Source organism: Massilia sp. WG5 (genome assembly GCF_001412595.2).
Lineage (GTDB): Bacteria > Pseudomonadota > Gammaproteobacteria > Burkholderiales > Burkholderiaceae_D > Telluria.
This window is the reverse complement of record NZ_CP012640.2, coordinates 4,944,067-4,965,065: the sequence shown is the minus strand read 5'-3', so window position 1 is coordinate 4,965,065 and position 20,999 is coordinate 4,944,067. Positions and strand designations below refer to the sequence as shown.

Below are 20,999 nucleotides of genomic sequence, written 5' to 3'. Positions count from 1 at the left end.
GAATAATTTCTTACTTCAGGCAAACTTTTGAGCCTGCCGTAATGGCCTTTATGACTTCGTTGATATCTGCCGGTTTGACAAAGTGGTGTTTGAAACCCGAGGCTAGTGATTTCTCAGAATAAGCTTTGTCTCCATATGCTGAGAAAGCCAAAAATGTTGCCGTTTCATTTTTCTTGTTTTTTCGCAAAGCTTCAACTAACTCATAACCGTTCATATCTGGCAGACCAATATCGAGAACAAAGAAATCAAAAGTTTTTTCTTGAGACTTCGACAGTGCAACGTCTGGATGATATGCCGTCTCAACATTACACCCCATGCTCTCCAGCAACATACTCATAGTGTCAGCCAAAGGGATATTATCATCCACCACTAGAACATGTTTGGAAGCATTTTCTTTACGTATAGAATCGATAGCATCTAAAGAGTACGTTATCATTGAGCAATCTAAAAACGCTGAGTTAGTGTAATTTTAAAAAATAAAACCTTTCTTAATAATTTCTTCGTTTTCTCGTCCATAAGCTAAGAGCCCAAGAATCATCAGATTGTTAATGTATGGATTTTATCAGAATAAGATTCTTAAATTTATTCCTAGGGTAAGTGCGCGACTGCTGCTACAGTAGGAAAAGGACTACGTTACGCATATCCCTAGAATAAAAATCAGGGTTTTTCGCGACGCATCCAAAAGGAAAGGTTATGAGCGGAAATTACGGTGATAAAGGTGCAAGCGCCTTTAATAGTCCTGCTAAGGCATTTTCAGCTCTTAAAGCAGAGATAATGAATGAGTGGCAGGTGCAGGTCCGAAAACGGATTTCCGTTGCGACTGAATTAAGTGATTCAGCACTACAGGACACTGTTCATGTTTTTTATGATAACGTTATGGAGTCGTTATCTGGGTCGAACACTCGTTCTTTTGCGACAGAAGGTACGAACATATCTTATGTACACGGCCGTGAACGAGCAGGTGGAACTAACTTTACTATTTCAAATGTTTTGCAAGAATTGTATATTCTAAAACGTTTAATTGTTGACATGAGCTTCCACAAAGGTATTCATCTGACGCGTCAGGAAATACTAACGTTAGATGAGTCATTTGACAGAGGTATTGCGGAAGCAAGCGATGGTTATGTTAATAAGCAGCGTGAAAATTATGAGATTTTTGTTGCCGGAATCTCTCACGACATTCGCAACCCAATACAGGTTGCACTAAGTGCCGCGCAGGTTATCCAGATGAGGACGGCAGAGCAAGAAACAGCAGACCTGAATCGACGGGTGTGCAGCAAGCTGATAGAGGTCGGGAAAATGGTCGATTCTCTTTTGGATACAGCCGCATTCAATAATCGCGTTTTCGACACCCTAAAAATAACTAAGTTCGATATGTGTGAGTTAGTTAAGGAGGTTGCTGAAGACTTAACACACAATAGAGCAGTGATTCAAGGTAATTCTATAACTGGGTTCTGGTCACGCGACCAGATGAAGCGAGTGTTAGAAAATCTTTTATCAAATGCTGAGAAGTATGGGGTTCCCGGCGGAGATATCGAAGTTTCTTTTCAAGTGAAGAATTCGCGTCTGGCGCTTTCGGTTCATAACGAAGGTGAGCCGATTCCGAAGGAGCATCAGAAAGAGATTTTTGCTACTTTTCAGCGCTGGCATGAGGGCGAAGTTAGAGGATGGGGCCTTGGGCTTTCGATGGCGCGGGCGGTGGTAGAAAGCCACGGCGGTTCAATAATTGTCGATAGCAGTACAGACAAAGGTACTACGTTTACCATCGACGTCCCTATCGACTGCCGAGATATCGCAGCAAAAAACGTTCAAGATAAAGGTAATCTCCGGGAGCCTCATAGCGAAAAGATGGTCCAGAATTAGTCTACTGGACCAGGCACATGACCCCTACGCCGATATTATCAGTGCCGTTAAGCTGTCAGTATTTTAGTGCTGATAATCTTGTCAGCGCGACTGACTTTGAATACTCGAACAGTAGCGCTTAGCTCTGTGGCCTGTTGCTGCAGTGCTTGAGCAGCAGCAGCAGCCTGCTCAACTAGGGCTGCATTTTGTTGTGTCATGTCATCCAATCCGGAAATCGCTTTGTCGATATTCGCGATATCGGTGTTCTGCTCCTTGGCAGCTAGACTAATGTGTGACATAAGTCCCGAGACACGTTGAATCTCAGCAACTACAGAGTTCATCGTCGAGCCGGCCAGTTCAACGAGGGTAGTTCCATCGCTGACCTTTTGAACAGAGTCAGCGATGAGAACTTTGACTTCCCTGGCTGCAGCAGCTGACCTCTGCGCAAGATTTCTAACCTCAGACGCTACAACCGCAAACCCACGCCCTTGCTCGCCAGCTCGAGCGGCCTCAACAGCTGCATTCAATGCGAGAATATTCGTTTGAAATGCAATGCTATCGATGACACTTACGATTTCGGCGATGTTTTGTGATGATGCATTAATCTCAGCCATTGTCTGAACAACTTTGGCGACTACTCTTCCGCCTTCTTCAGACACAGCAGTGGCATTTGCAGCGATAGCGCATGCACTATCCGCATCGGAAGCATTTTGACTGACAGAGTTGAGTAGCGCCTTCATCGAAGCTGACACATTCTCTAAAGCTGCGGCTTGTGCTTCGGTTCGGCTTGAAAGGTCCAGGTTGCCTGACGCAATCTCGGAAGAGGCTACGTTGATGTTCTCTGAGCCCCCACGGACTTTGGACACGATGACGTGCAAATTATCATGCATCGTCTTCATTGCAGACATGAGGCTCCTGGGATGAGCACCCGCTGCCTCAACATCGGCCTGCAGGTCGCCCTGAGCAATACTAACAGCAGCCCTCACTGCACCGGCCGGGTCTCCACCGAGCTGCCGATACAATGCGCGAGAAATCATTGAGGCTACTAGGATAGCAATAAAAAGGGTTGCGCCACTAACTGTGCCAATCAAGATGATTGCTGAGTGCTCATGCGCCAGCGCAAGGTCGCTAGCAGCATTATTTTGTTTCTCTACCGAGTTGAGAAGCACAGCGATGTCGGCGACGATGCGACGACGAAGTGGCGAACAATCATCAACAAGGAAACGAGCAAATTCATCCATTTGTCCACTTTCCCGATACTGCCGGGGTCGCTCGAGCTCCCTTGCCATAGTCTTCATACCGTTGCGAACTTTCGCATACTGCGCGTCGTCGCCAAATTCCTTATCCAGTTTGGTTAACTGTTCAAGATAGATAAGCTTTTGGCTGTCGAGGATTGTCAGCTCGCGACTGGCATCTGCATCTGCCTTGTACACATAAGCGTTTCTCGCTGCAATACCGGTTTGGTCAAGAGCTTCGCGCGCTACATATAAAGCTACGAGCTTCTTCTCTGCTACGTCCCTTTGTGCCCGAAGCGCAGAGCCAATGCCGACGACTCTTGTCACTGAGAAACTTGCTAAAACTATAAGTAAAACGACGATGATACCGAAGCCGAGGTTCAGTTTCTTCCTCAACGATAACGAGTCTAAAAAGCTCACGACCACTCCCAAAAATTTTCCTAGCGCAAGTATCAGACTGAAGTTGCCAGTCGTCAATTTAATTGAATTTCCGTGTGGTTTATTGCCGTCAATGTGCAAAATTCAACTAAGCAACTGTTAAGTTCACCAAATTTGTCAATTTTTTCACCCATTGCGTTGTCATTGACCTGACTGCGGAGTCGTCGGTCCGCATCTTCCTGGCTCATGTGCGTGTCGCCCTTTTCATGATATCTCTGTCATCCACTCTTGGGTCGAGACTCACTGTGCAGCGACTCATGTTGCTGTAACAGGGACCAAGGAACTTTGCCTGCTAGTGACCCGGCAGTGACCGGGGTCAATGTCGCAGACTCTGCAGCGCCGATGCGAGTGAATCTTCCGGCCTGCCGCCAGGGTTTTCATCCTTATGGAAGCATAAACATCCTGCAGAAACAGTCGAAATCGCGTGTACTTTGAACGTGCCCCCTTGTGCTAATCTCTCTACTCAATTTGGCGTAAATGAGTACTATAATGAGCAATGTATTGAATGAACTTCGGCTTGCGAGGAAAGCCGCTGGCTTGACACATGAGGCTTTGGCCGAGCGAGCCACGGTGACGCGAATGACGGTTCAGCGCACAGAAGCTGGCAGGATTGACCCCCGCCTTTCCACAGTCCAGGTGCTCGCACGTGCGTTAGGGATGGACTTGATGCTTGTGCCGAAAGCGCTGCGCCCGGAACTCGAAAGCTTCGTACGCTCCGGCGGTCGGTTTCTTGGCCAACCGCCAGGTCTTGCTGCGCCACTTTCGATAGTCGATGAGCTTCTGAAGCCAGAGGACTTCCTGCCGACATCAAGACGGTCTAAACGAAACCAGTGACCTCATCTATTCGGTGCCTTCGTCTATTTCTGCACTCACCAACGAGCGGCAGAAAGCTCATCGGATACTTGTCCCAGTACGGCGATATCTTGCGAGTGACGTTCACCGAGAACTATGTCAAGGATGAGAACCACCAGATACTGTCGTTGAGCTATATCGGTGCAAACGAATCGGCTACCAAGGAAATCCTTACTGCAGCTCGGGATGTTCGCTTGTCTCGCGGTGGAGGCAAGTGGCCGGCCTACTTCCAGAACCTGCTGCCCGAAGGAGGCAACCGCGACCGCCTGGCGGCGCAGCGCGGCTGTACTACAGACGATGAGTTCGAATTGTTAGCGGCTGCGGGGCGCGACCTGCTGGGGGCGATTGAGGTCGAACCCGTTCTTGCTAACGAGACCATTCCCGACGTCGTACGCGACTGGCACACAGAATTCGGATTGGACGTGCTTGAACTCGGGTCCGTCGAGCCTCCCCTCGAAGACGCATCAGCTCTGCCAGGCATCGTCACCAAATTCTCTGCGGTACTCGAACAGCAGCGCTACGTTGTGAACCGCCATGGCCGAGCCAGCTCGCACATCCTCAAGCTGCCGACCGCCCGACATCCCGACCTAGTGGCGAACGAATTCATGGGGTTCCAGCTCTGCAAGGCGGTCGGCCTGACATGCGCCAATGCCTCCGTAATTTCTCGGGAAGATGCTGAGTTGCCGGAAAACGTACCATTCCACGACATCTTGGCGGTCGAGCGATTCGACCGCAGTCACGGTGGCCAGCGGGTTCATATGGAAGAATTCGCCCAAGTCCTAGGGTACGACCCCAACCAAAAATATGGCAAGGGCCTCGAAGCAGATTACTCAGCCATGCTGCGCGTTATCCAGAACCTTTCCGCGCGGCCGACGTTAGACGTGCAGGAATTCATCAACCGCTTCGTGACGTTTATTCTGATGGGTAACACCGACGCACACCTCAAGAACTGGGCAGTGTGCTATCCGGACGGTAGGCAAGCAGTGCTAGCGCCGCTTTATGACCCCGTCTGTGTGACCGCCTTCTTTGAGGGGGTACCGCCACAGGACTATGCAATCAACCGCACCATCGATAAGACGGTGCGGGCCTTCTCTTGGAGTGACCTTGAAGCTCTGCTTGCCAAAGCCAAGGTCGAGCGCCCTCAACGCGTCCTCCAGGTCGCCAAAGGCGTGGTGGCCAACGCCAAGGCTGACTGGCCTGAACTCCTCAAGGGAGCACCCGACGACATGGCGCGTGCGGTTAGCGAGCGACTTGCGGGCGGAGTCGCGCTGGCCTAGCTCGAGAAGCCAGATTTTCGCTCCTTTAGTCGACATCGCTACGAGGCAGCTTAGGCTCGTAACACCACATCCCCGGCGTCCAAGTAGCTCCGACACAAACGAAGCACCTGGACGTAATTTCTCATCTGTATTCGGTGTCTCTCCACGCACGCCGACGGTTGAATCGTGCAAGGCCTTTGATGCGACCGACTGCGAAACCCAAGACAGCAGCTGCTATGACGATGAAGATAATGTCCACGCCGGCTCCTCTCTCTCCTGTAAACACTGTATCAGGTACTTGCTTGCGTAACCAGAAGCTCAGGCATATCACAGCCTAACTCTCGTACCACGTTTCGGAATATCCACTCGATTTCGCCTGGAAAACCTTCCCATCCGAAGTTGCGAGCTGTCTCGAGATGCATGGCTACGATTTCGGGTGTAGCCAACAGCGGGCTCTGGAGTTGCTCTTTACGTACCTCATCTACAACGTGGCGAACGAGCTCCTCACAAAGTTGGTAGTTCACGAGAACTTCATCAATCAGGTTGGCGCGGGGAAAGTCCTTCGGGATGGACGAGTGTCCTATGTCTTCTGCCATTGCATCACCTTATCTCAAATACTGTATATATATACAGTATCAGTAACACATGAAAGTGGCAACACTGGTACTGTAGAGCGACACATCTGAACAATCACACGCCCATCCTTGTCTGTATTTACAATATATATACAAAAAGGTTGCCTGTTTTAGACGTACAATGAAGCGTTTTCGATAATTCAAGATTATCAACAATCATGAGTCAGAAGATTGCGTTACGGCTACTCATAGTCGACCCTGATGACGACCTGCGCTCAGTCATGGCTACCTTGTTTGAGCTGATGGGTTGCACAGTCGAGGCGGCGCGAAATGGTGCGGAAGCAATGGCAGGCGTAAAGGTATCAATGCCTGACGTGGTATTGACTGAACTCGTCCTTGGAGATGTCGATGGTTTCAAACTGGCTAGTCAGCTTCGCTCGCATGCTGGTGCTGAAAACGTCGTGCTCCTAGCTCACACCGCTACTTACCGAAAAGGTATGGAAATCGAAGCACTCAAAGCAGGCTTTGCTTCTTACCTGCTTAAGCCAGCGAGGATGGAACGAGTTCTCAGCGTCCTTGAACCAATTGCCGCCGTGAAGGGGCGGAGGCTACTAGCTTTGAATGTTGAGCGTGCATACGGTGACGTATGTGCTAACAGAAGCTGCCACTAAAGCACTACCTTATTCGCTATGACGTACCCCCAGCCTGCAGTCGTGCGCTAGTCATCAGCCCAACAGTGTGTCCAGGTACGTCGAGTTCGTGATTGAAGACTCACCTGCTCTGCCAGACCCCGTCAAAATTCTCCCGCAGTATTTGAGAGGCAGTGCTACGTCGTGAACTCCATGACGTAGCTAGCTCGCACCGTCCTCAAGCTGCCGACCGTCCAAGATTCAAATTTAGTCGAGGGCAGACCAAGATGCGTAACGGACTGTCGACCAGGCTCCTTCATCGGATGTCTGCCGGACTCACGCTGTAGAGGGCCGCGCGGGCCAGTGCCAGTCCTCGGCAATAGGTTTAGAAAAGCTCGACATCTAGGAAAATACGTCTCGCTCTGCAGACGACTGCGGCCCGTGCTTTCGGGCTATCTTGAGTAATTCCTGTTGTTCTGATGGCGTAAGCCCTTGCCACTTGAAGATGAGTTCAGCGAGGTCATCATCATCGGTGTAAAAGTATGCCACTTCTACGCCTAGCTCCTTCGCTATGCGCACCGCCGTGTTGTAGGCTGGGTCGTGCGTGCCTGTTTCGTAACGACTCATCCGGGCACTCGCTACTGCTTCATCGAGGCCAATCGCCACGCCAAGTCGGTCCTGTGCCATCCCTCGAGCCTGACGAACGTGCCTAAGCCGCCTTCCAAAGAGATTTTGGGGCTCTTTATTTCTTGTCATCCTACGATATTCGCAGTTATGCCTTGAGCTCTCTCTACGAAATACGTAGAATCCTTCTACGCCAGCATCGCCCGAACACACTACTGGACCCACGTGCGTGGGTACATGAGGCCTTATCGAAACAAGGGCTTAGGTGGTCTCTCAACGCGGCCTCGCGATGCTCACCCTTGCGCTCCCATAAACAGCGGATTAGACAATGAAAACTACTGAAGTTCGCCTCCACCTGGCGGGATTGGCTCCAAAGGCCGCCCGTGCGGTTAAAGCGGCAATTGCGTATGCTGAAAAAAATCAGACGCAGCGTGAGCAGAGCATGTCGCTACCGGAGTTCTGCGACCTGGTCGGACTTCCGACGACAACGCCGCGAACAAACCTTGTGACGTTGGTATCCAAGGCACGTAGGGCTACGGCGTCCACACGTGTAGTTGACGACTCGACGGGAAAGAAGAAGGAACTCTTAACTGGCTCTTGGGCAGTCTTCAATTCGGTTTTTATTACAGGCACAAGCATCACGTTCGAGGTTTGCCCTTACATGTGGCAAGACCTTACAACGCACGTCTAAATACGATGCGCTATGGCGGCAAAATCCAGACAGTCAATCGTTAAAGTGCAAAATATTCAAGTGCTGCGCTGCCATTATGCACATTACTAGCAACTATGCTTTCAAACCTATTTCTGGCGTCATATTGCTTTTTTACCGCTGCGGTGACAGCGCGCCGAGAGTATTCTCTATTACCGAAGGACAGCCTAGACGCAAGGACAGTCGCTGATGCCTTTGAAAAAGCCACGCAGGGCATGTCAAAGGATGAGCAAAGAATGCTCACACAATTCGCTCTCAATCTAATCCTGCTACCCGAAGACTATTGGGAAGGCTAGAGCGAGACTGTACCTACCCCATAAAATGTCGACTGGTTCTTCCACGACCGCTGAAAAGCTTAATATCCAGCCCTCTTCAGGTCTCGCTTCTTCGCGGTGGCTAAGACACATGCCAGGCTGCGCTCGTTAGCGATAAGCGAGCCCATCAGGACGACAATTGCAGCAACCCACGCCGCACCGGCAGCTCCTCCATCTATGCCCATACCGACCATGGTGGCTACGGTCGCGGCGACAGTGAGCTCATGCCGCGCCAACGGAAGCTTCAGTCACACACGGCCTAATTTCAACCATACCTACTGTGCTCTCCGTACCGATAGCTTTCTGCGGCATCGTCGCCGATGTCACCACAAATGCAGCGGCACGATGGCAAAGGTGTCGTCTCCAGTAGCGAAAAGCGCTACTGCTCGGGAGTTTCAAATTCCGCTATAAGAACGGGAACGCGCGACGTAAATGTCGCTGGCACGTAACCCGTTACCCGCCGCAAGAACGAGACTACCCTGCACCGGGTGATGCCGCTGAATCGGTATCTCTACGGCTGTAAGGAGCTTTATGCCCAGCTCTCATATGTGCAGTAGTCTAAAAGCACATCCCCAACGTCCTCGAACTGATAACTTTCCTCAATTGCTTTCAAGACGGCAGCAAACATCTCCTCGTACTTCCAGCTAGCACGCACCGCACCAGCTAGGAACGATGCAATGTCGGCATGCCCGTCTAAAAATTCGATTTGACATGAGACGAGTGGGAGGTCTGTCAAATTCCGCATTCTGTGCTCCGAGGTTGGCCAGAAACCTGTCTAGCGAGCGAATTTATATGTTTCTTCAGCTTTTTTGACGTCCCCAAAGGTCAGGGCTGTGCAGCTAAACAACCTCCTCGTTGGTAGACAGAGGCCCTGTTGAAGCACCTGGCACTGCCGCCATGTGAGCAGTGACGCTACGAATAACTGTCATCTCTACACCAGTAGCTCACCGGCGCTCCACAATGCTTTCGGGATGTCCGGTGGCTCTCATGGAGTAGTTTGATGACAAAATATCTCGATATTGATGAGCTTGGGGAAATCTTGGGGCAGCGGCCGGAGACGATTAGGAAGAAGTTACGTGTCGCCCCATGCGAACTTCCGCCGAAGATGCATTTCGCTGGGAGCAAGATGCTGAGATGGCGCGCGAATGAAGTGGAGAACTGGTTAGAGCAACAGGCAGTCAAGCGCATGAGTAGGCTGGATAGCGATATGTGCCAACTTCAACTGCCACTTGCAACTGGCGATAACTATTGTGACAACGAAATTTCGTCAGTGTTATCTCCGCATCCCTCATGTACGCGTAACGAATAAAGGCGCACGTGTGTGCATGTTGGCGTTTCATTCTCTAACTCACTCACTCACAGCATAATCAGAGTGGAAATCCTGAGATAAGAGTTCGATTCCCGCCGCCTCCACCAGTATTCAAAAATAAAGCCCTGCCGGCGCAAGCCGGTGGGGCTTTGTTTTTGAATACTTGCATGAGCAGACAGGATCGAATCCGCGTCCGGCACGGACGCGGGGCGGAGCCGGGGGCGAGCCACATGTGGCGAGCGGCCGCACTGCGGCGAGCCGGCGTAGCGACCTTGCGCTTGCAAGCGCAAGGGCTCTCCGATTCGCCTGACTAAGGAAAATCGCATAGCGATTTTTTGCCTTTCGCCTCCACCAGTATTCAAAACAAAAGCCCTGCTGGCGCAAGCCAGTGGGGCTTTTGTTTTGAATGCTTGCCCGAGCAGATGGGCATCGAATCCGCGTCCGGCACGGACGCGGGGCGAGCGGGGATTTCGAGCCGCACCGCGGCAAGCCCGCGAGCGGCCTTGCGCTTGCAAGCGCAAGGCCTCCCGATTCGCCCGACCAAGCAGTCGCGCAGCGACTGTGCCTTACCTCCCCAATCACTTCATGCTGACTGTTGCCACCGCCTCCTTCAGCCCGGGCACATATTCCGCGCCCTGCTTGACCTGGGCCGTCGAAGGCTGCAGCGCATCCCCGATCGGCTCCGCGCGCCCGCCCAGGCAGGGCGCCAGGAAGTTCTCGGCGACCGCATTGAAGGCGATGTTGTTGACCGGCCGCGCGAAGCCGTGGCCCTCGTCCGGGAACACGACGTAGGTCACGGGAATGTGCTTGGCGTCCATCGCCGCGACGATCTGGTCGGACTCGCGCACGTTCACGCGCGGGTCGTTCGCGCCCTGGCCGATCAGCAGCGGCTTGCTGATCTTGTCGGCGAAGTTGAGCGGCGAACGCTCCTTCAGCAGCGCGCGGCCCTCCTCGGTGGTCGGGTCGCCCATGCGCTTGTAGAACTGCTGCTTCATCGCCTCCCAGTACGGCGGGATGGTCTGCAGCAGCGTGAACAGGTTCGAGGGGCCGACGATGTCCACGCCGCAGGCGAAGGTCGAGGGTGTGAAGGTCATGCCGGCCAGCGTCGCATAGCCGCCGTAGGAGCCGCCCATGATGGCGACCTTGTCGCGCGTGGTGATGCCGTTCTTGACCGCCCAGTCGACCGCGTCGAGCAGGTCGTCGTGCATCTTGCGGCCCCACTGCAGGTCGCCCTTCGAGATGAAGTTCTTGCCGAAGCCGGTCGAGCCGCGGTAGTTCACCGACAGCACCGCATAGCCGCGGTTGGCCAGCCATTGGTGCGTGCGGTTGGAACCGAAGCTGTCACGCCCCCACGGGCCGCCGTGCACGAACAGCACCATCGGCACCGGCTGCGACGGCTTGCCCCTGCCCTTCGGGTCGGCGCTCTTCGGCAGCGACAGGTAAGAGACCAGGTTCAGGCCATCGCGCGACCTGATCTCCTCGGCGAACATCGGCACCAGCGGCGCGCTTTCGAGTTCGGGCCGGCCGACGAACAGCCGGGTCAGCTTCTTGGTCTTGCGGTCGTACAGCCAGTCCGAGACCGGACTTGATACCGGATCGTCCTCGACGATCCACTTGTCGTCCTGGTCGCTGCGCGCGCGCACCTGGAAGTCGCCCTTGAGCGACTGCTTCAGGTGCTTCAGGTCGGCCGCGATCGAGGCGTCGAGCGGGACGTATTCGTGCTTCAGGTACTCCACTTCGTAGGCCTGGATGCGGCCGGTGCGCACGTCGAACAGGCCGGACGCGATGTCGGCGCGCGGATCCTGGGCCACGACCTTGGTCGCGCCGGTCGCGAAATCCTGGGCCACCAGCGCGGCCGTGTCGCGCCCGCGCGAGTCGTTCCAGTACAGGGTCTTGCCGTCGGTGGTGAAGCCCAGCGGCGACGTCGTCAGCGAATCGTCCAGGCCGACCTGCACGAAAGGCTTGTCCTCGACCTTGCCATCAACCATGCGGTAGTAGTCGGAACCGCCGTCGGGGCGCGACTTGGCGCCTGCGCGCAGGTTCAACTGCTCGTCCGAGACAAAGTCGGCATAGTCGTCCTCGTTCTTGTACACGAGGCTCAGCTTGCCGCTCGCCAGGTCGAGGCTGTAGACGTCGTGCCAGCGCGGATCGCGGTTATTGATGCCCACCAGGATGCGGTCCTTCACATGCCGGCTGATGTTGATGATCTTGACGCGCGTCTTCTCGAACGGCGTCAGCAAAGTCTGCTTGCCGCTGGCAATGTCGACGCCGTACAGCAGGAAGTTCTCGTCGCCGCCCTTGTCGTTGATAAACAGCAGCGATTTCGAATCGGGCGCCCAGAAGGCCGCGCGGATCGGACGCGTCTTTTCAGCTGTGAGCGGTTTCGCATTGCCCGGCCTGTCGATCGGCGCCACCCAGACGTTCAGCACGCCGTCACGCGGTGCGATCCAGGACAGCCACTTGCCGTCCGGGCTGACATTGCCCGCCATCTTGCTCGGATTGCCGAACAGTTTGGCGCGCTCGATCAGCGGCGTTTCGGTGGATGGCGCCGGCGCAGTTTGCGCGAAGGCGGCGTGGGAGAGGCTCAGGATGGTCAGTGCTGCGAAGGCGGAACGGCGCATGGCTTACCTCATGAGTGGTTGAAGTAAGCCCATCGTAACTACTTTCAGTTTTGAAATATAGTCAAATTTGATACATACAACTTCTTGAGGCGTCGGCTTTCCTCCGCCAGCAGAAATGACACTGCGAAACCAAGTCGCATTCTGCTCGTTTTATTGACCCAAACACACTTGTTGACTTGACCCATGCCATTTTGCAGCGCCCCCAAGCGCGTAACAATGGCAAGTTGCCCCATCCTTATTTTCCCAAGCACATTTCATGCAGAAGCGAATCGTACCGCGAGCTTGGATCGCATACCGTAGCACTCAACGTCGCGGTGACGCTGGCAAAGGTGCTGACCAAGCCATCCACTGAGTAGCCCTTCCTTCTCGCAGTTCCTTCAATCAATCATTGGAGAATCGAGTTATGACCATCGACGTATATGTGCAAATCGAAGGTATCAAAGGCGACTCCAGCGACGACAAACACACGGGGTGGATCGAGGCTCTTCATCTGGACTGGGGCGTCGTCCAGCCAAAGAGTGCCACGGCCTCGTCAGCTGGTGGTCATACTGCCGAGAGGGCCGAATTCGAGGAACTTACTTTTCTCAAGCATGCCGACCTATCGTCCCCGATCCTGATGCAGACTTGCTCAATGGGCAAAACTATTCGTAAGGTGAAAATCGAATTTTTCCGCGCAGATGGGCAAGGCACACGGGTGAAGTACTTCGACGTACAACTTGAAAACGTTCTGATCGGCCATGTAGCTGCCGTGATCCAATCTGGCCACCTTCTGGCCGAGAGCGTCGGCCTGAAATATTCCAAGATTAAATGCACTTACACCCAACAAAAGATCGGCGGCGGTGCGGCAGGCAATACCATGGGTGGTTGGGATCTTGCATCGAACAAAATCGCAGTCTGATCAGCGCAGAAAAGGAGAACATCATGCCCATGTATTTGAGCAGCATCGGCAAGCTACGCTTGATGAATCGCGAGAAAAAGATGGTGCGCTATTACGACGATCTCGGAAAAGGAAAAGGTAACTGTACGATGGGCTATGGCCACAAGGTGCATAGTAAGCCATGCACGCCTGAAGAATCAGCTCGGAAAGTGACCGAGTAAGAAATCATGCGCAACTTCGATGCGGACGTTCACACTGCCGAGAACGCGGTAAACAGAAATGTGAAGGTTCCGCTGACTCAGGAGCAGTTCGACGCACTGGTCAGCTATACCTTTAATCGCGGGCCACGTGGCGCTCACAAAGCTTTCGAGCTAATCAACAGTGGAAATCTCTCAGCTGCGGCGGCGGAGATTTCGAGCCGTACCACAGCATCCGGCCAGACGAAAAAAGGACAGGCTGACGGCTTGTTCGCGCGCAGGGCTGATGAAAGTGCGCCGTTCAGGAACGTGACGAACGAGCCACTCAGGAGCGCAGTACAATGAGTTTTTTTTCAAAATGCCTTTCGCGCTCCATGGTGTTCGCACTGTCCTGCTTTCTAGCGACGGCCCAGGCAAACGAAAACCCCAATCTGGCCGATCAGAAAAATGCTGTAATAAACCGGGACCCAGCAATTCAAGGTCAATGCAGTAGGTTCGATAAATTTAACTTTCCTGCGTCGGACAAGCCAAGCGTCGCGCAAGAAAAGGGGCTCAAGAATTGCGAGGCGGAGCGTTTCTATTACGGTATCGAGACCAAAATAGACTACGTAAAGGCCCGTTATTGTGCATACAGCACTCAAAGCCAGGAAAAATCTCCAAACTATGGCGTTTTGATGATGTTGTACGCGAACGGGCAAGGTATCGCTCGGAATTACAAGATTGCGAAGAAAGCTGCTTGCGACACCGACGCTGCCGTGATGGAAACCGTTGGCCGCATGCAGCACCTGGCCAATATGGAATCCGGCAAGGAAGGGGCTAACCCAAAAATCGATATCTGCGATGACATCACCAGCGGTTTTATGCAAGGCTATTGCGCCAAGATACAGTCTGGCCTTGCCGATCAGACGCGTGCACAGCAGTTCGCATCACTAACGTCAAACTGGAATATTAAGGAACGAGCCGCTTTTCAAAAGCTGAAAAAGCAAGCAGAAGCCTTCATTACGGCGCGGAGTGAATTGGAAGTTGATCTAAGCGGAACCGCGCGCAGTGCCGAGGTTCTGGAAGAAGCTGAAACACAGAAAGAAGACTTACTCAAGTCACTTCAGGATTTTGAAGCTGGAAACCTTCCGGCGTTTTCGAATGATGGTTATACAAAGCTGGACCGCGAGTTGAACCGGGTGTACCTGCAACTGAAGCAGACGAAAGATCCGGAGTTCGATACGGTAAAAATGAAGGATATTCAAAGAACCCAGCAAGCCTGGCTGGCTTACCGAGACGATTGGGTGAGATTCGGCTCGACGAAATATCCCTCTGTTCCCGCGTATGCTTGGAAGGCATACTTTACGAAAAAACGCATTGGAATGCTAAAAGAGCTGCTTTCGTACAGGGAATAAATCTCCGAGACGCCATGATCTCGGAATATCGATGTGAAGCCAAAGACCAGGCCGCAGCCTGGCCTCTCCTAGCCTTCCCCTACGACGTCGGCCCCGGATCCTCCCCCGCCGTCATCATCAACTCCTTCGCCAGCGCATCGTTAAACGCCGGTAAATCATCCGGCTTGCGACTGGTAACCAGGCGCGCATCGACCACCACCTCGTCATCGGTCCACTCGGCCCCGGCATTGGTCAGATCGCGCTTCAGGCTCGGCCAGCTGGTCAGGTGCTTGGCGGTGGCGATGCCGGCGTCGATCAGGGTCCAGGGACCGTGGCAGATCGCGCCGACCGGCTTGTCCTCGACGTCGAAGCCGCGGATGAAGTCGATCGCTTCGCGGCTCATGCGCAGATTGTCCGGATTGGCCACGCCGCCCGGCAGCACCAGGGCATCGAAATCGGTCGGGTTGGCGTCGCGCACGTTCATCTCGACCCTGAATTTGTCGCCCGGCTGCAGGTGATTGAAACCCTGCACTTCTTCGCCGGCATTCTTCGGCGACAGCAGCACCACGGTCGCGCCGCGCTCTTCCAGGAAAGCGCGCGGGCTGGTGTATTCGATCTGCTCCACGCCATCCGTCATCAGCATGGCGACGCGCTTGCCCTGCAGCGGCCTGCCGGCTTGCTCAACTTGTTCCATATGACCTCCAGTACGGCTTCAATGCACCAGTTCGCTCAGGATGGCCTGGTTGAAGGCGGGGATATCGTCCGGCTTGCGGCTGGTGACGAGTTTGCCGTCGACGACCACCTGCTCGTCGGTCCACTCGGCGCCGGCGTTCTGGAGGTCGATCTGCAGCGTCGGCCAGCTGGTCATGCGCTTACCGGTGACGAGGTCGGCGTCGATCAGGGTCCAGGGACCATGGCAGATGGCGGCAATCGGCTTGTTCTCGCGGCCGAATTCGCGAATGAAGCTGATCGCTTCCGTCGACAGGCGCAGCTGGTCGGGATTGGCGACGCCGCCCGGCAGCACCAGCGCGTCGAAATCGCCCGGACGCGCGTCAACCACGTTCATCTCGACCTTGAACTTGTCGCCCAGGTCCATGTGATTGAAGCCCTGGATCTCCTCGCCGCTCGGCTTCGGCGACACCAGGGTCACCTGGGCGCCCTGCTCCTCGAGGAAGCTGCGCGGGCCGGTGTATTCGACCTGCTCCACACCGTCCGTCATCAGGATGGCGACGCGTTTGCCCTGCAGGGCACGGCCCCCTTGTTGCTGGGAATTCTGTTGCATGTAAGCTCCTTGGTATCGATAGAAAGCGATCGCTGTAGGAGGACGATTGTAGTTTTGCCCGCCACGGTGCGGCGCGCGCGTGCCCGCCGGCATGTCTGGCTCCAGCCGAGGCCTCAGCCAGACACGGCCTGCCATACCATCCACAGGTTCGCGCCGGAGATCACGGCAAACAGGAACCAGGACAACAACGAAGTCCACCAGCGATTCGCGAATCGTTCCATCAGGTCCGGCCGGCCGGTAAGGCGGATCAGCGGGTACATCGCAAAAGGCAGTTGCAGGCTCAGCACGACCTGGCTGGCCACCAGCATCCTGCCGATCGCATGCTCACCCAGGGTCAGCACGCCGACCATGGCCGGGCCGAGCGCCAGCGCACGCGTGATCAGGCGGCGCTGCCATTGCGGGATCCTGAGCTCGAGGAAACCTTCGAGGATGACCTGGCCGGCGATGGTGCCAGTAAAGGTCGAGCTCTGGCCCGCGGCCAGCAGCGCCAGGCCGAACAGGATGGCGGCCAGGGCCGTGCCGGCAACCGGCGCCAGCAGCTTGTAGGCCTGCTCGATTTCCATCACGTCACCGCCGCCCGGCCTGTAGAACGCGGCCGCGGCCAGCACCAGGATGGCGCCGTTGATGAACAGGGCCAGCATCAGCGAGACGATGGTGTCGATGCGCGACAGACCGATCGCTTCCGCCATCCTCTCCGGATCCTCGCGCAAATCGCGCTGCGGCACGCTGCTCTGCACGACCGAGGAATGCAGGTACAGGTTATGCGGCATCACGGTGGCGCCGAGGATGCCGACAGCGAGGTACAGCGCATCGCGCTCGGCCAGCGTATGCAGCGAAGGCAGGACGCCTGCCGCCACCGCTTGCCAGTCCGGCTTGACCAGCACCAGTTCCCAGAACAGGCAGACGGCAATCGTGGCGATCAGCCCGAGCACGATCGCCTCCAGCTGGCGAAAGCCCCTGCCTCTCAGCGACAGGACGATGACGGTATCGAGCGCCGTCAGGGCGACGCCGGCCGGCAGCGGCACCCCGAGCAGCAGGTTGAAGGCCAGCGCGCAGCCCAGCACCTCGGCCAGGTCGCAGGCGACGATCGACAGTTCTGCGAACAGCCACATTGCCCTGGAGGTGGCGGGGGAATATTGTTCCCGGCAATGCACGGCGAGGTCCTTGCCGGTGACGATACCCAGGCGCATGCTCAGGCATTGCAGCACGATCGCGGCCAGGCTCGACAGCACCACCACGAACAGCAGGCCATAGCCGAACTGCGAGCCGCCCTGGATGGCGGTCGCCCAGTTGCCCGGGTCCATGTAGCCGACCGACACCAGCAAGCCCGGCCCCGAAAAGCGCAGGACCTTCTTCCACAAGGGCGCGTTGTCGGGAAAGAGCGGGACCGTGGCGGTGTCTGTGCGTTTGAGCATGGGCTCTTTGATGAGCGGCCGCGCCGGCCAGAGTTCCTTCAGTCCAGTCCCAGGACGTGCAGCCGGGCACGCAGGCGGCGCACCTCGTCGCCGAGGTCGACCACCAGCGCGGCCACGTCTTCGTTGGCGTCGAAATCGCGTTCGACGCGCAGCAGGCGGCGCGCGCGCAGCAGGTCGCCGCTGCGGAAGCGCCATTCCGTGATCTGCACCGCGGGCTGGCCGCCGAGGATGCCCGCTTGCACCCGCCGCACGACCCAGTCCGGTTCGACATTGCAGGCGCGCGCCAGTTCCTCGAGGGTCAGGGCGGCTTCGTCCAGCAGCACCCCACTCAGGCTCGTCATCTCATGCATCGCTCAGGCTCCTATGCGTTCGCGTGGATTGAATGCAAGGTCGCGCGCCATCTGCTCATAGAGTTCGCGCGCACGGTCGCTGGTGGCCGGCGGCAGCACCACGTCCAAAATCAGGTACAGGTCGCCAGGCTGCGAGGCCGGGATGCCCCTGCCCCTCAGACGCAGCTTGCGCCCACTCTGCGAACCCGGCGGCACCGCCACCTCGACCGTGCCGGACGGCGTCGGCACCGAGATGCTGGCGCCGAGCGCGGCTTCCCACGGCGCCACCGGCACGTTCTGGTACACGCTGCTGCCTTCGACGCGGTAGCGCGGATCCTGGTTGAACTGGATTTCCAGATACAGGTCGCCCGGTCCGGCGCCGCCCATGCCCGGATGGCCCTGGCCGGTCAGGCGCAGTTGCTGGCCCGGCGTCACGCCCTTCGGAATGTTCACGCTCAGGGTCTTTTCCTGCTGGCCGGCGCGCAGGCTGATGGTACGCGTAGCGCCTTGGTAGGCGTCGCGCAGGTCGATCGCGATGGCGGCGTGGATGTCCTCGCCGCGCATCTGGAAGCCGCCGCCCATGCCCCCGCCGGCGCCGGCGCCCATGCCACCACGCCGTCCCCGCCCCATGTGGGCGAACAGGTCGGCGAAGATGTCTTCCGCGCTCTGGCCATCGCCGAAGTCGTGCTGCCCGTACTGGCGGCCCCAGTCGGGCGGCGGCTGGAAGCCCTGGCCCTGGCGCGGCGCCTGGCCGAGCGCATCGTAGGCGGCGCGTTTTTCGGCGTCGCCCAGCACCTCGTAGGCCTCGTTGAGTTCCTTGGTCTTCTCGGTCGCGTCCTTGTGCTTGCTGACGTCCGGGTGGTATTGCCGGACCAGCTTGCGGTAAGCCTTCTTGATGTCGCCGGCGGACGCGCTCCGTTCGACACCGAGGGTTTGGTAATAGTCCTTGTATTCCACGAGCGTAGCTCCCGAGGGTGTGATGTTCAATTACCCATCATGTGGCGGCGAACGCTTGCTTTTCAATCACGAAAAAAAGACCGGCATCGCTGCCGGTCCTTTTTACTACAAACGCGCTGGCTCAGCACGTTTTACGGCGGCGCAGCGCGGCCAGGCCCAGCAAGCCTGCACCGAACAGCGCAATGGAGGCAGGCTCGGGGACGTTCGAGGAGGCGTCGTCGGCGTTGACCGTGACCAGGGTGGGATAGGCATAGAAATAGAGACCGGCGTGCCCGTCAGCAACGACATTCATCGAAGAATACGTATTCACGATCGATCCATTGGCGACGATCTTCTGCCCGAAGTCGGTCGTCGGTACGAAAGCCCACTGGCGATAATAAGTAAAGGCCTGGATGACGCCCGTTACCTGGTTGTTCTGGTCGTCGTTACCGTATTGAAAGCTGTAGATTTGATCGCCATAATAATCGCCATGCGCCGACGCGGCGTTGGCGATGACCTCCTGGGCATTAATCGCTTGCGTAATCGAATAGCTGAGCGTCTTGCCATTGATCGTTACCGATTCCGTGAATCCGGGAAAACTTCCGCTCAGGGTGGTCTGCCATTCGCTGCTGCTGACGCTGCCATATTCGGATGGGTCGACGCTGACCGTAATGGTCTGTTTATATGCAATGCCATTCAGGGTCTGCCCGGCCTGGCCAAAATACCCCGCGTAATCCAGTCCCTCCGCGATGCGGCCCTCGGCAGTCAGCGTCCAGGTGGGCGAGGCCTGCGCAGCTCCCGCGAATGCAGCGCTTGCCAGAAGCGTTGCCGAGACAATCTGTTTCAATTTCATGTAGGGTGAGCCTTTCAGTCGATGTTGTCATTTCAGTAAAGCAATAAACATGCCTGAATGCAAGTTACTGATTACATGGGGATGTATTGTCGAACCCTACTTCACGTGTAAATTATTTCGACACCGATAGTTACAATCGGTGAATATTGTTACCGGAGAAAATTCACGCAGGATCTTTAACAAGCACAGGCCACAATCGCCGCAGCGTTCCGGCACGCTGCGTACGACTGCTGATCCCGCACATCCCGCCCCGCTTCGTCTTGCCCGGAATGGGTAGCGCATGGTCCCCGTCGTTCGACCAGCTAGGCAATACTGCTGAGCAGTGCTAAATTGGCAATGCAAGGAGTATTTACCGGGGAGTCAAGGCACATGAGCATGAGCAAATGGGTCAAACGGACCAGTATCGGCTTGGTGACGCTCGCCCTGCTGGGCGTGGCGGCGACCGTGGTCGGCAAGGCGCTCGGCGAGCGCAAGATGGCGCGCAATGTCGTGCTGCAGGTGCGGGCGCTGGATGTGGCGCCCGATCCCACGCGCATTGAACACGGACGCTACCTGTACAACACGCGCGGCTGCGCCGAATGCCATGGCGGCGACGGCGCCGGCAAGACCGTCGTCCGGGACGGCAGCATGTACGTGGTCGCACCCAACATCACCACCGGTCCGAACGGCACCACGGCCGCCTACCAGATCATCGACTGGGTGCGCACCGTGCGCCACGGCGTCAAGCCGAACGGCAACCCGGTCATGATGATGCCCAGCGAGGACTACAGCCGCCTGAGCGACGAAGACATGGCGGCCCTGGTCGCCTTCCTCCAGCAGATGCGTCCCGTGCCCGGCAACAAGGCCGTGATCGACGTGCCGGCCCAGGTGAAAGCCCTGTATGCCTTCGGCGTGATCCAGGATGCATCCGAGAAGATCGACCATGCGCAGGCGCCGCTGCGCCCGGTCGCGGCCGCCGTCACGCCCGCTTACGGCGCCTATGTCGCGAACGCCTGCGTCGGCTGCCATGGCGCGGCCCTCAGCGGCGGACGGATTCCCGGCACGCCTTCGTCCTGGCCCGCGGCCGCCAACCTGACGCCCGGCAAGGGCAGCGCCATGGTCCGCTACCCGACCCCGGAACTGTTCATGGCCATGCTGCGCAGTGGTCACCGCCCGGACGGCAAGGCGATCAGCCCGGTCATGCCCTTCGGTTCGCTCAAGCAGATGAACGATACCGATGTGCTGGCCCTGTACGCCTACCTGAAGACGGTGCCGCCGCGCGAGGCGGGACGGCACTGACACGCGCCTGGTGGGCTCGGAGAGCCCACCCTACAGTAGAATGATCGGTTTCGTT

At 56.3% G+C, this 20,999-nt stretch carries 20 protein-coding genes; 9 read left to right on the top strand and 11 right to left on the bottom strand.

Translation table 11 applies throughout. The annotated features are described in order from the left end of the window. Nucleotides 1-10 precede the first annotated feature (10 nt). Entirely contained in the window at nucleotides 11-367 is a 357-nt protein-coding gene (locus AM586_RS22250) for a response regulator (protein ID WP_162600572.1), read from the bottom strand. Nucleotides 368-693: 326 nt separating this feature from the next. Here AM586_RS22250 and AM586_RS22245 point away from each other — a divergent pair, with 326 nt between their 5' ends. Next, entirely contained in the window at nucleotides 694-1,863 is a 1,170-nt protein-coding gene (locus AM586_RS22245; protein ID WP_082439450.1) for a sensor histidine kinase KdpD, read from the top strand. A 47-nt stretch (nucleotides 1,864-1,910) separates the two neighbouring features. Here the strand turns inward: AM586_RS22245 and AM586_RS22240 are convergent, their stop codons facing one another. Then, complete coding sequence (locus AM586_RS22240) at nucleotides 1,911-3,497, bottom strand: methyl-accepting chemotaxis protein (RefSeq protein ID WP_082439835.1); 1,587 nt, start codon at nucleotides 3,495-3,497, stop codon at nucleotides 1,911-1,913. A gap of 507 nt (nucleotides 3,498-4,004) precedes the next feature. On the opposite strand from AM586_RS22240, the gene AM586_RS22235 reads away from it, so the two are divergent. After that, nucleotides 4,005-4,349: a helix-turn-helix domain-containing protein gene (locus tag AM586_RS22235; RefSeq protein ID WP_082439449.1), complete on the top strand. Its 345-nt coding sequence runs from the start codon at nucleotides 4,005-4,007 to the stop codon at nucleotides 4,347-4,349. After that, nucleotides 4,346-5,644, top strand: coding sequence for a type II toxin-antitoxin system HipA family toxin (locus AM586_RS22230; RefSeq protein ID WP_047825693.1), 1,299 nt, complete (start codon nucleotides 4,346-4,348; stop codon nucleotides 5,642-5,644). The genes AM586_RS22235 and AM586_RS22230 overlap by 4 nt, the downstream gene beginning before the upstream one ends. 269 nt (nucleotides 5,645-5,913) lie before the next feature. Here AM586_RS22230 and AM586_RS22225 read toward each other — a convergent pair whose 3' ends face one another. Then, nucleotides 5,914-6,219: a hypothetical protein gene (locus AM586_RS22225; protein ID WP_109370507.1), complete on the bottom strand. Its 306-nt coding sequence runs from the start codon at nucleotides 6,217-6,219 to the stop codon at nucleotides 5,914-5,916. A 197-nt stretch (nucleotides 6,220-6,416) separates the two neighbouring features. Between AM586_RS22225 and AM586_RS22220 the strand changes: the two genes are divergently transcribed. Continuing rightward, a complete protein-coding gene (locus AM586_RS22220; RefSeq protein ID WP_082439448.1) occupies nucleotides 6,417-6,869 on the top strand; it encodes a response regulator in 453 nt (150 codons plus the stop codon). A gap of 360 nt (nucleotides 6,870-7,229) precedes the next feature. On the opposite strand, the gene AM586_RS22215 is transcribed toward AM586_RS22220, so the two are convergent. Further along, on the bottom strand, nucleotides 7,230-7,583 hold the full coding sequence (locus AM586_RS22215; protein ID WP_047825691.1) for a helix-turn-helix domain-containing protein: 354 nt from the start codon (nucleotides 7,581-7,583) through the stop codon (nucleotides 7,230-7,232). 2,778 nt (nucleotides 7,584-10,361) lie between these two features. After that, nucleotides 10,362-12,404 (bottom strand): S9 family peptidase, encoded by a 2,043-nt coding sequence (locus AM586_RS22195; protein WP_047825688.1) that lies wholly within the window; start codon nucleotides 12,402-12,404, stop codon nucleotides 10,362-10,364. Nucleotides 12,405-12,807: 403 nt separating this feature from the next. On the opposite strand from AM586_RS22195, the gene AM586_RS22190 reads away from it, so the two are divergent. The 4 genes from AM586_RS22190 to AM586_RS22180 are packed head-to-tail and all read left to right on the top strand — an operon-like array spanning nucleotide 12,808 to nucleotide 14,872. Continuing rightward, complete coding sequence (locus AM586_RS22190) at nucleotides 12,808-13,302, top strand: type VI secretion system tube protein Hcp (protein ID WP_047825687.1); 495 nt, start codon at nucleotides 12,808-12,810, stop codon at nucleotides 13,300-13,302. Between the two features lie 23 nt (nucleotides 13,303-13,325). After that, entirely contained in the window at nucleotides 13,326-13,502 is a 177-nt protein-coding gene (locus AM586_RS28315) for a hypothetical protein (RefSeq protein ID WP_156328232.1), read from the top strand. 6 nt (nucleotides 13,503-13,508) lie between these two features. Continuing rightward, nucleotides 13,509-13,823 carry a lysozyme gene (locus AM586_RS22185; RefSeq protein ID WP_082439446.1) on the top strand — a complete coding sequence of 105 codons (315 nt, stop codon included), beginning with the start codon at nucleotides 13,509-13,511 and terminating at the stop codon, nucleotides 13,821-13,823. Continuing rightward, on the top strand, nucleotides 13,820-14,872 hold the full coding sequence (locus AM586_RS22180; protein ID WP_109370506.1) for a lysozyme inhibitor LprI family protein: 1,053 nt from the start codon (nucleotides 13,820-13,822) through the stop codon (nucleotides 14,870-14,872). The genes AM586_RS22185 and AM586_RS22180 overlap by 4 nt, the downstream gene beginning before the upstream one ends. A 79-nt stretch (nucleotides 14,873-14,951) precedes the next feature. On the opposite strand, the gene AM586_RS22175 is transcribed toward AM586_RS22180, so the two are convergent. The 6 genes from AM586_RS22175 to AM586_RS22150 form a co-directional block, all read right to left on the bottom strand. Next, nucleotides 14,952-15,545: a type 1 glutamine amidotransferase domain-containing protein gene (locus AM586_RS22175; protein WP_047825685.1), complete on the bottom strand. Its 594-nt coding sequence runs from the start codon at nucleotides 15,543-15,545 to the stop codon at nucleotides 14,952-14,954. Between the two features lie 18 nt (nucleotides 15,546-15,563). Further along, nucleotides 15,564-16,133, bottom strand: a complete 570-nt coding sequence (locus AM586_RS22170) for a type 1 glutamine amidotransferase domain-containing protein (protein ID WP_047825684.1) — start codon at nucleotides 16,131-16,133, stop codon at nucleotides 15,564-15,566. Nucleotides 16,134-16,246: 113 nt separating this feature from the next. After that, nucleotides 16,247-17,548, bottom strand: a complete 1,302-nt coding sequence (locus AM586_RS22165; protein WP_047825683.1) for an Nramp family divalent metal transporter — start codon at nucleotides 17,546-17,548, stop codon at nucleotides 16,247-16,249. Between the two features lie 38 nt (nucleotides 17,549-17,586). Continuing rightward, nucleotides 17,587-17,898, bottom strand: coding sequence for a chaperone modulator CbpM (locus AM586_RS22160; protein WP_047825682.1), 312 nt, complete (start codon nucleotides 17,896-17,898; stop codon nucleotides 17,587-17,589). A gap of 3 nt (nucleotides 17,899-17,901) precedes the next feature. Next, complete coding sequence (locus tag AM586_RS22155; protein WP_047825681.1) at nucleotides 17,902-18,834, bottom strand: DnaJ C-terminal domain-containing protein; 933 nt, start codon at nucleotides 18,832-18,834, stop codon at nucleotides 17,902-17,904. Between the two features lie 121 nt (nucleotides 18,835-18,955). After that, entirely contained in the window at nucleotides 18,956-19,666 is a 711-nt protein-coding gene (locus tag AM586_RS22150; protein WP_047825680.1) for a PEP-CTERM sorting domain-containing protein, read from the bottom strand. A 369-nt stretch (nucleotides 19,667-20,035) separates the two neighbouring features. On the opposite strand from AM586_RS22150, the gene AM586_RS22145 reads away from it, so the two are divergent. Continuing rightward, nucleotides 20,036-20,944, top strand: a complete 909-nt coding sequence (locus AM586_RS22145) for a c-type cytochrome (RefSeq protein WP_307164661.1) — start codon at nucleotides 20,036-20,038, stop codon at nucleotides 20,942-20,944. Nucleotides 20,945-20,999: the final 55 nt, after the last annotated feature.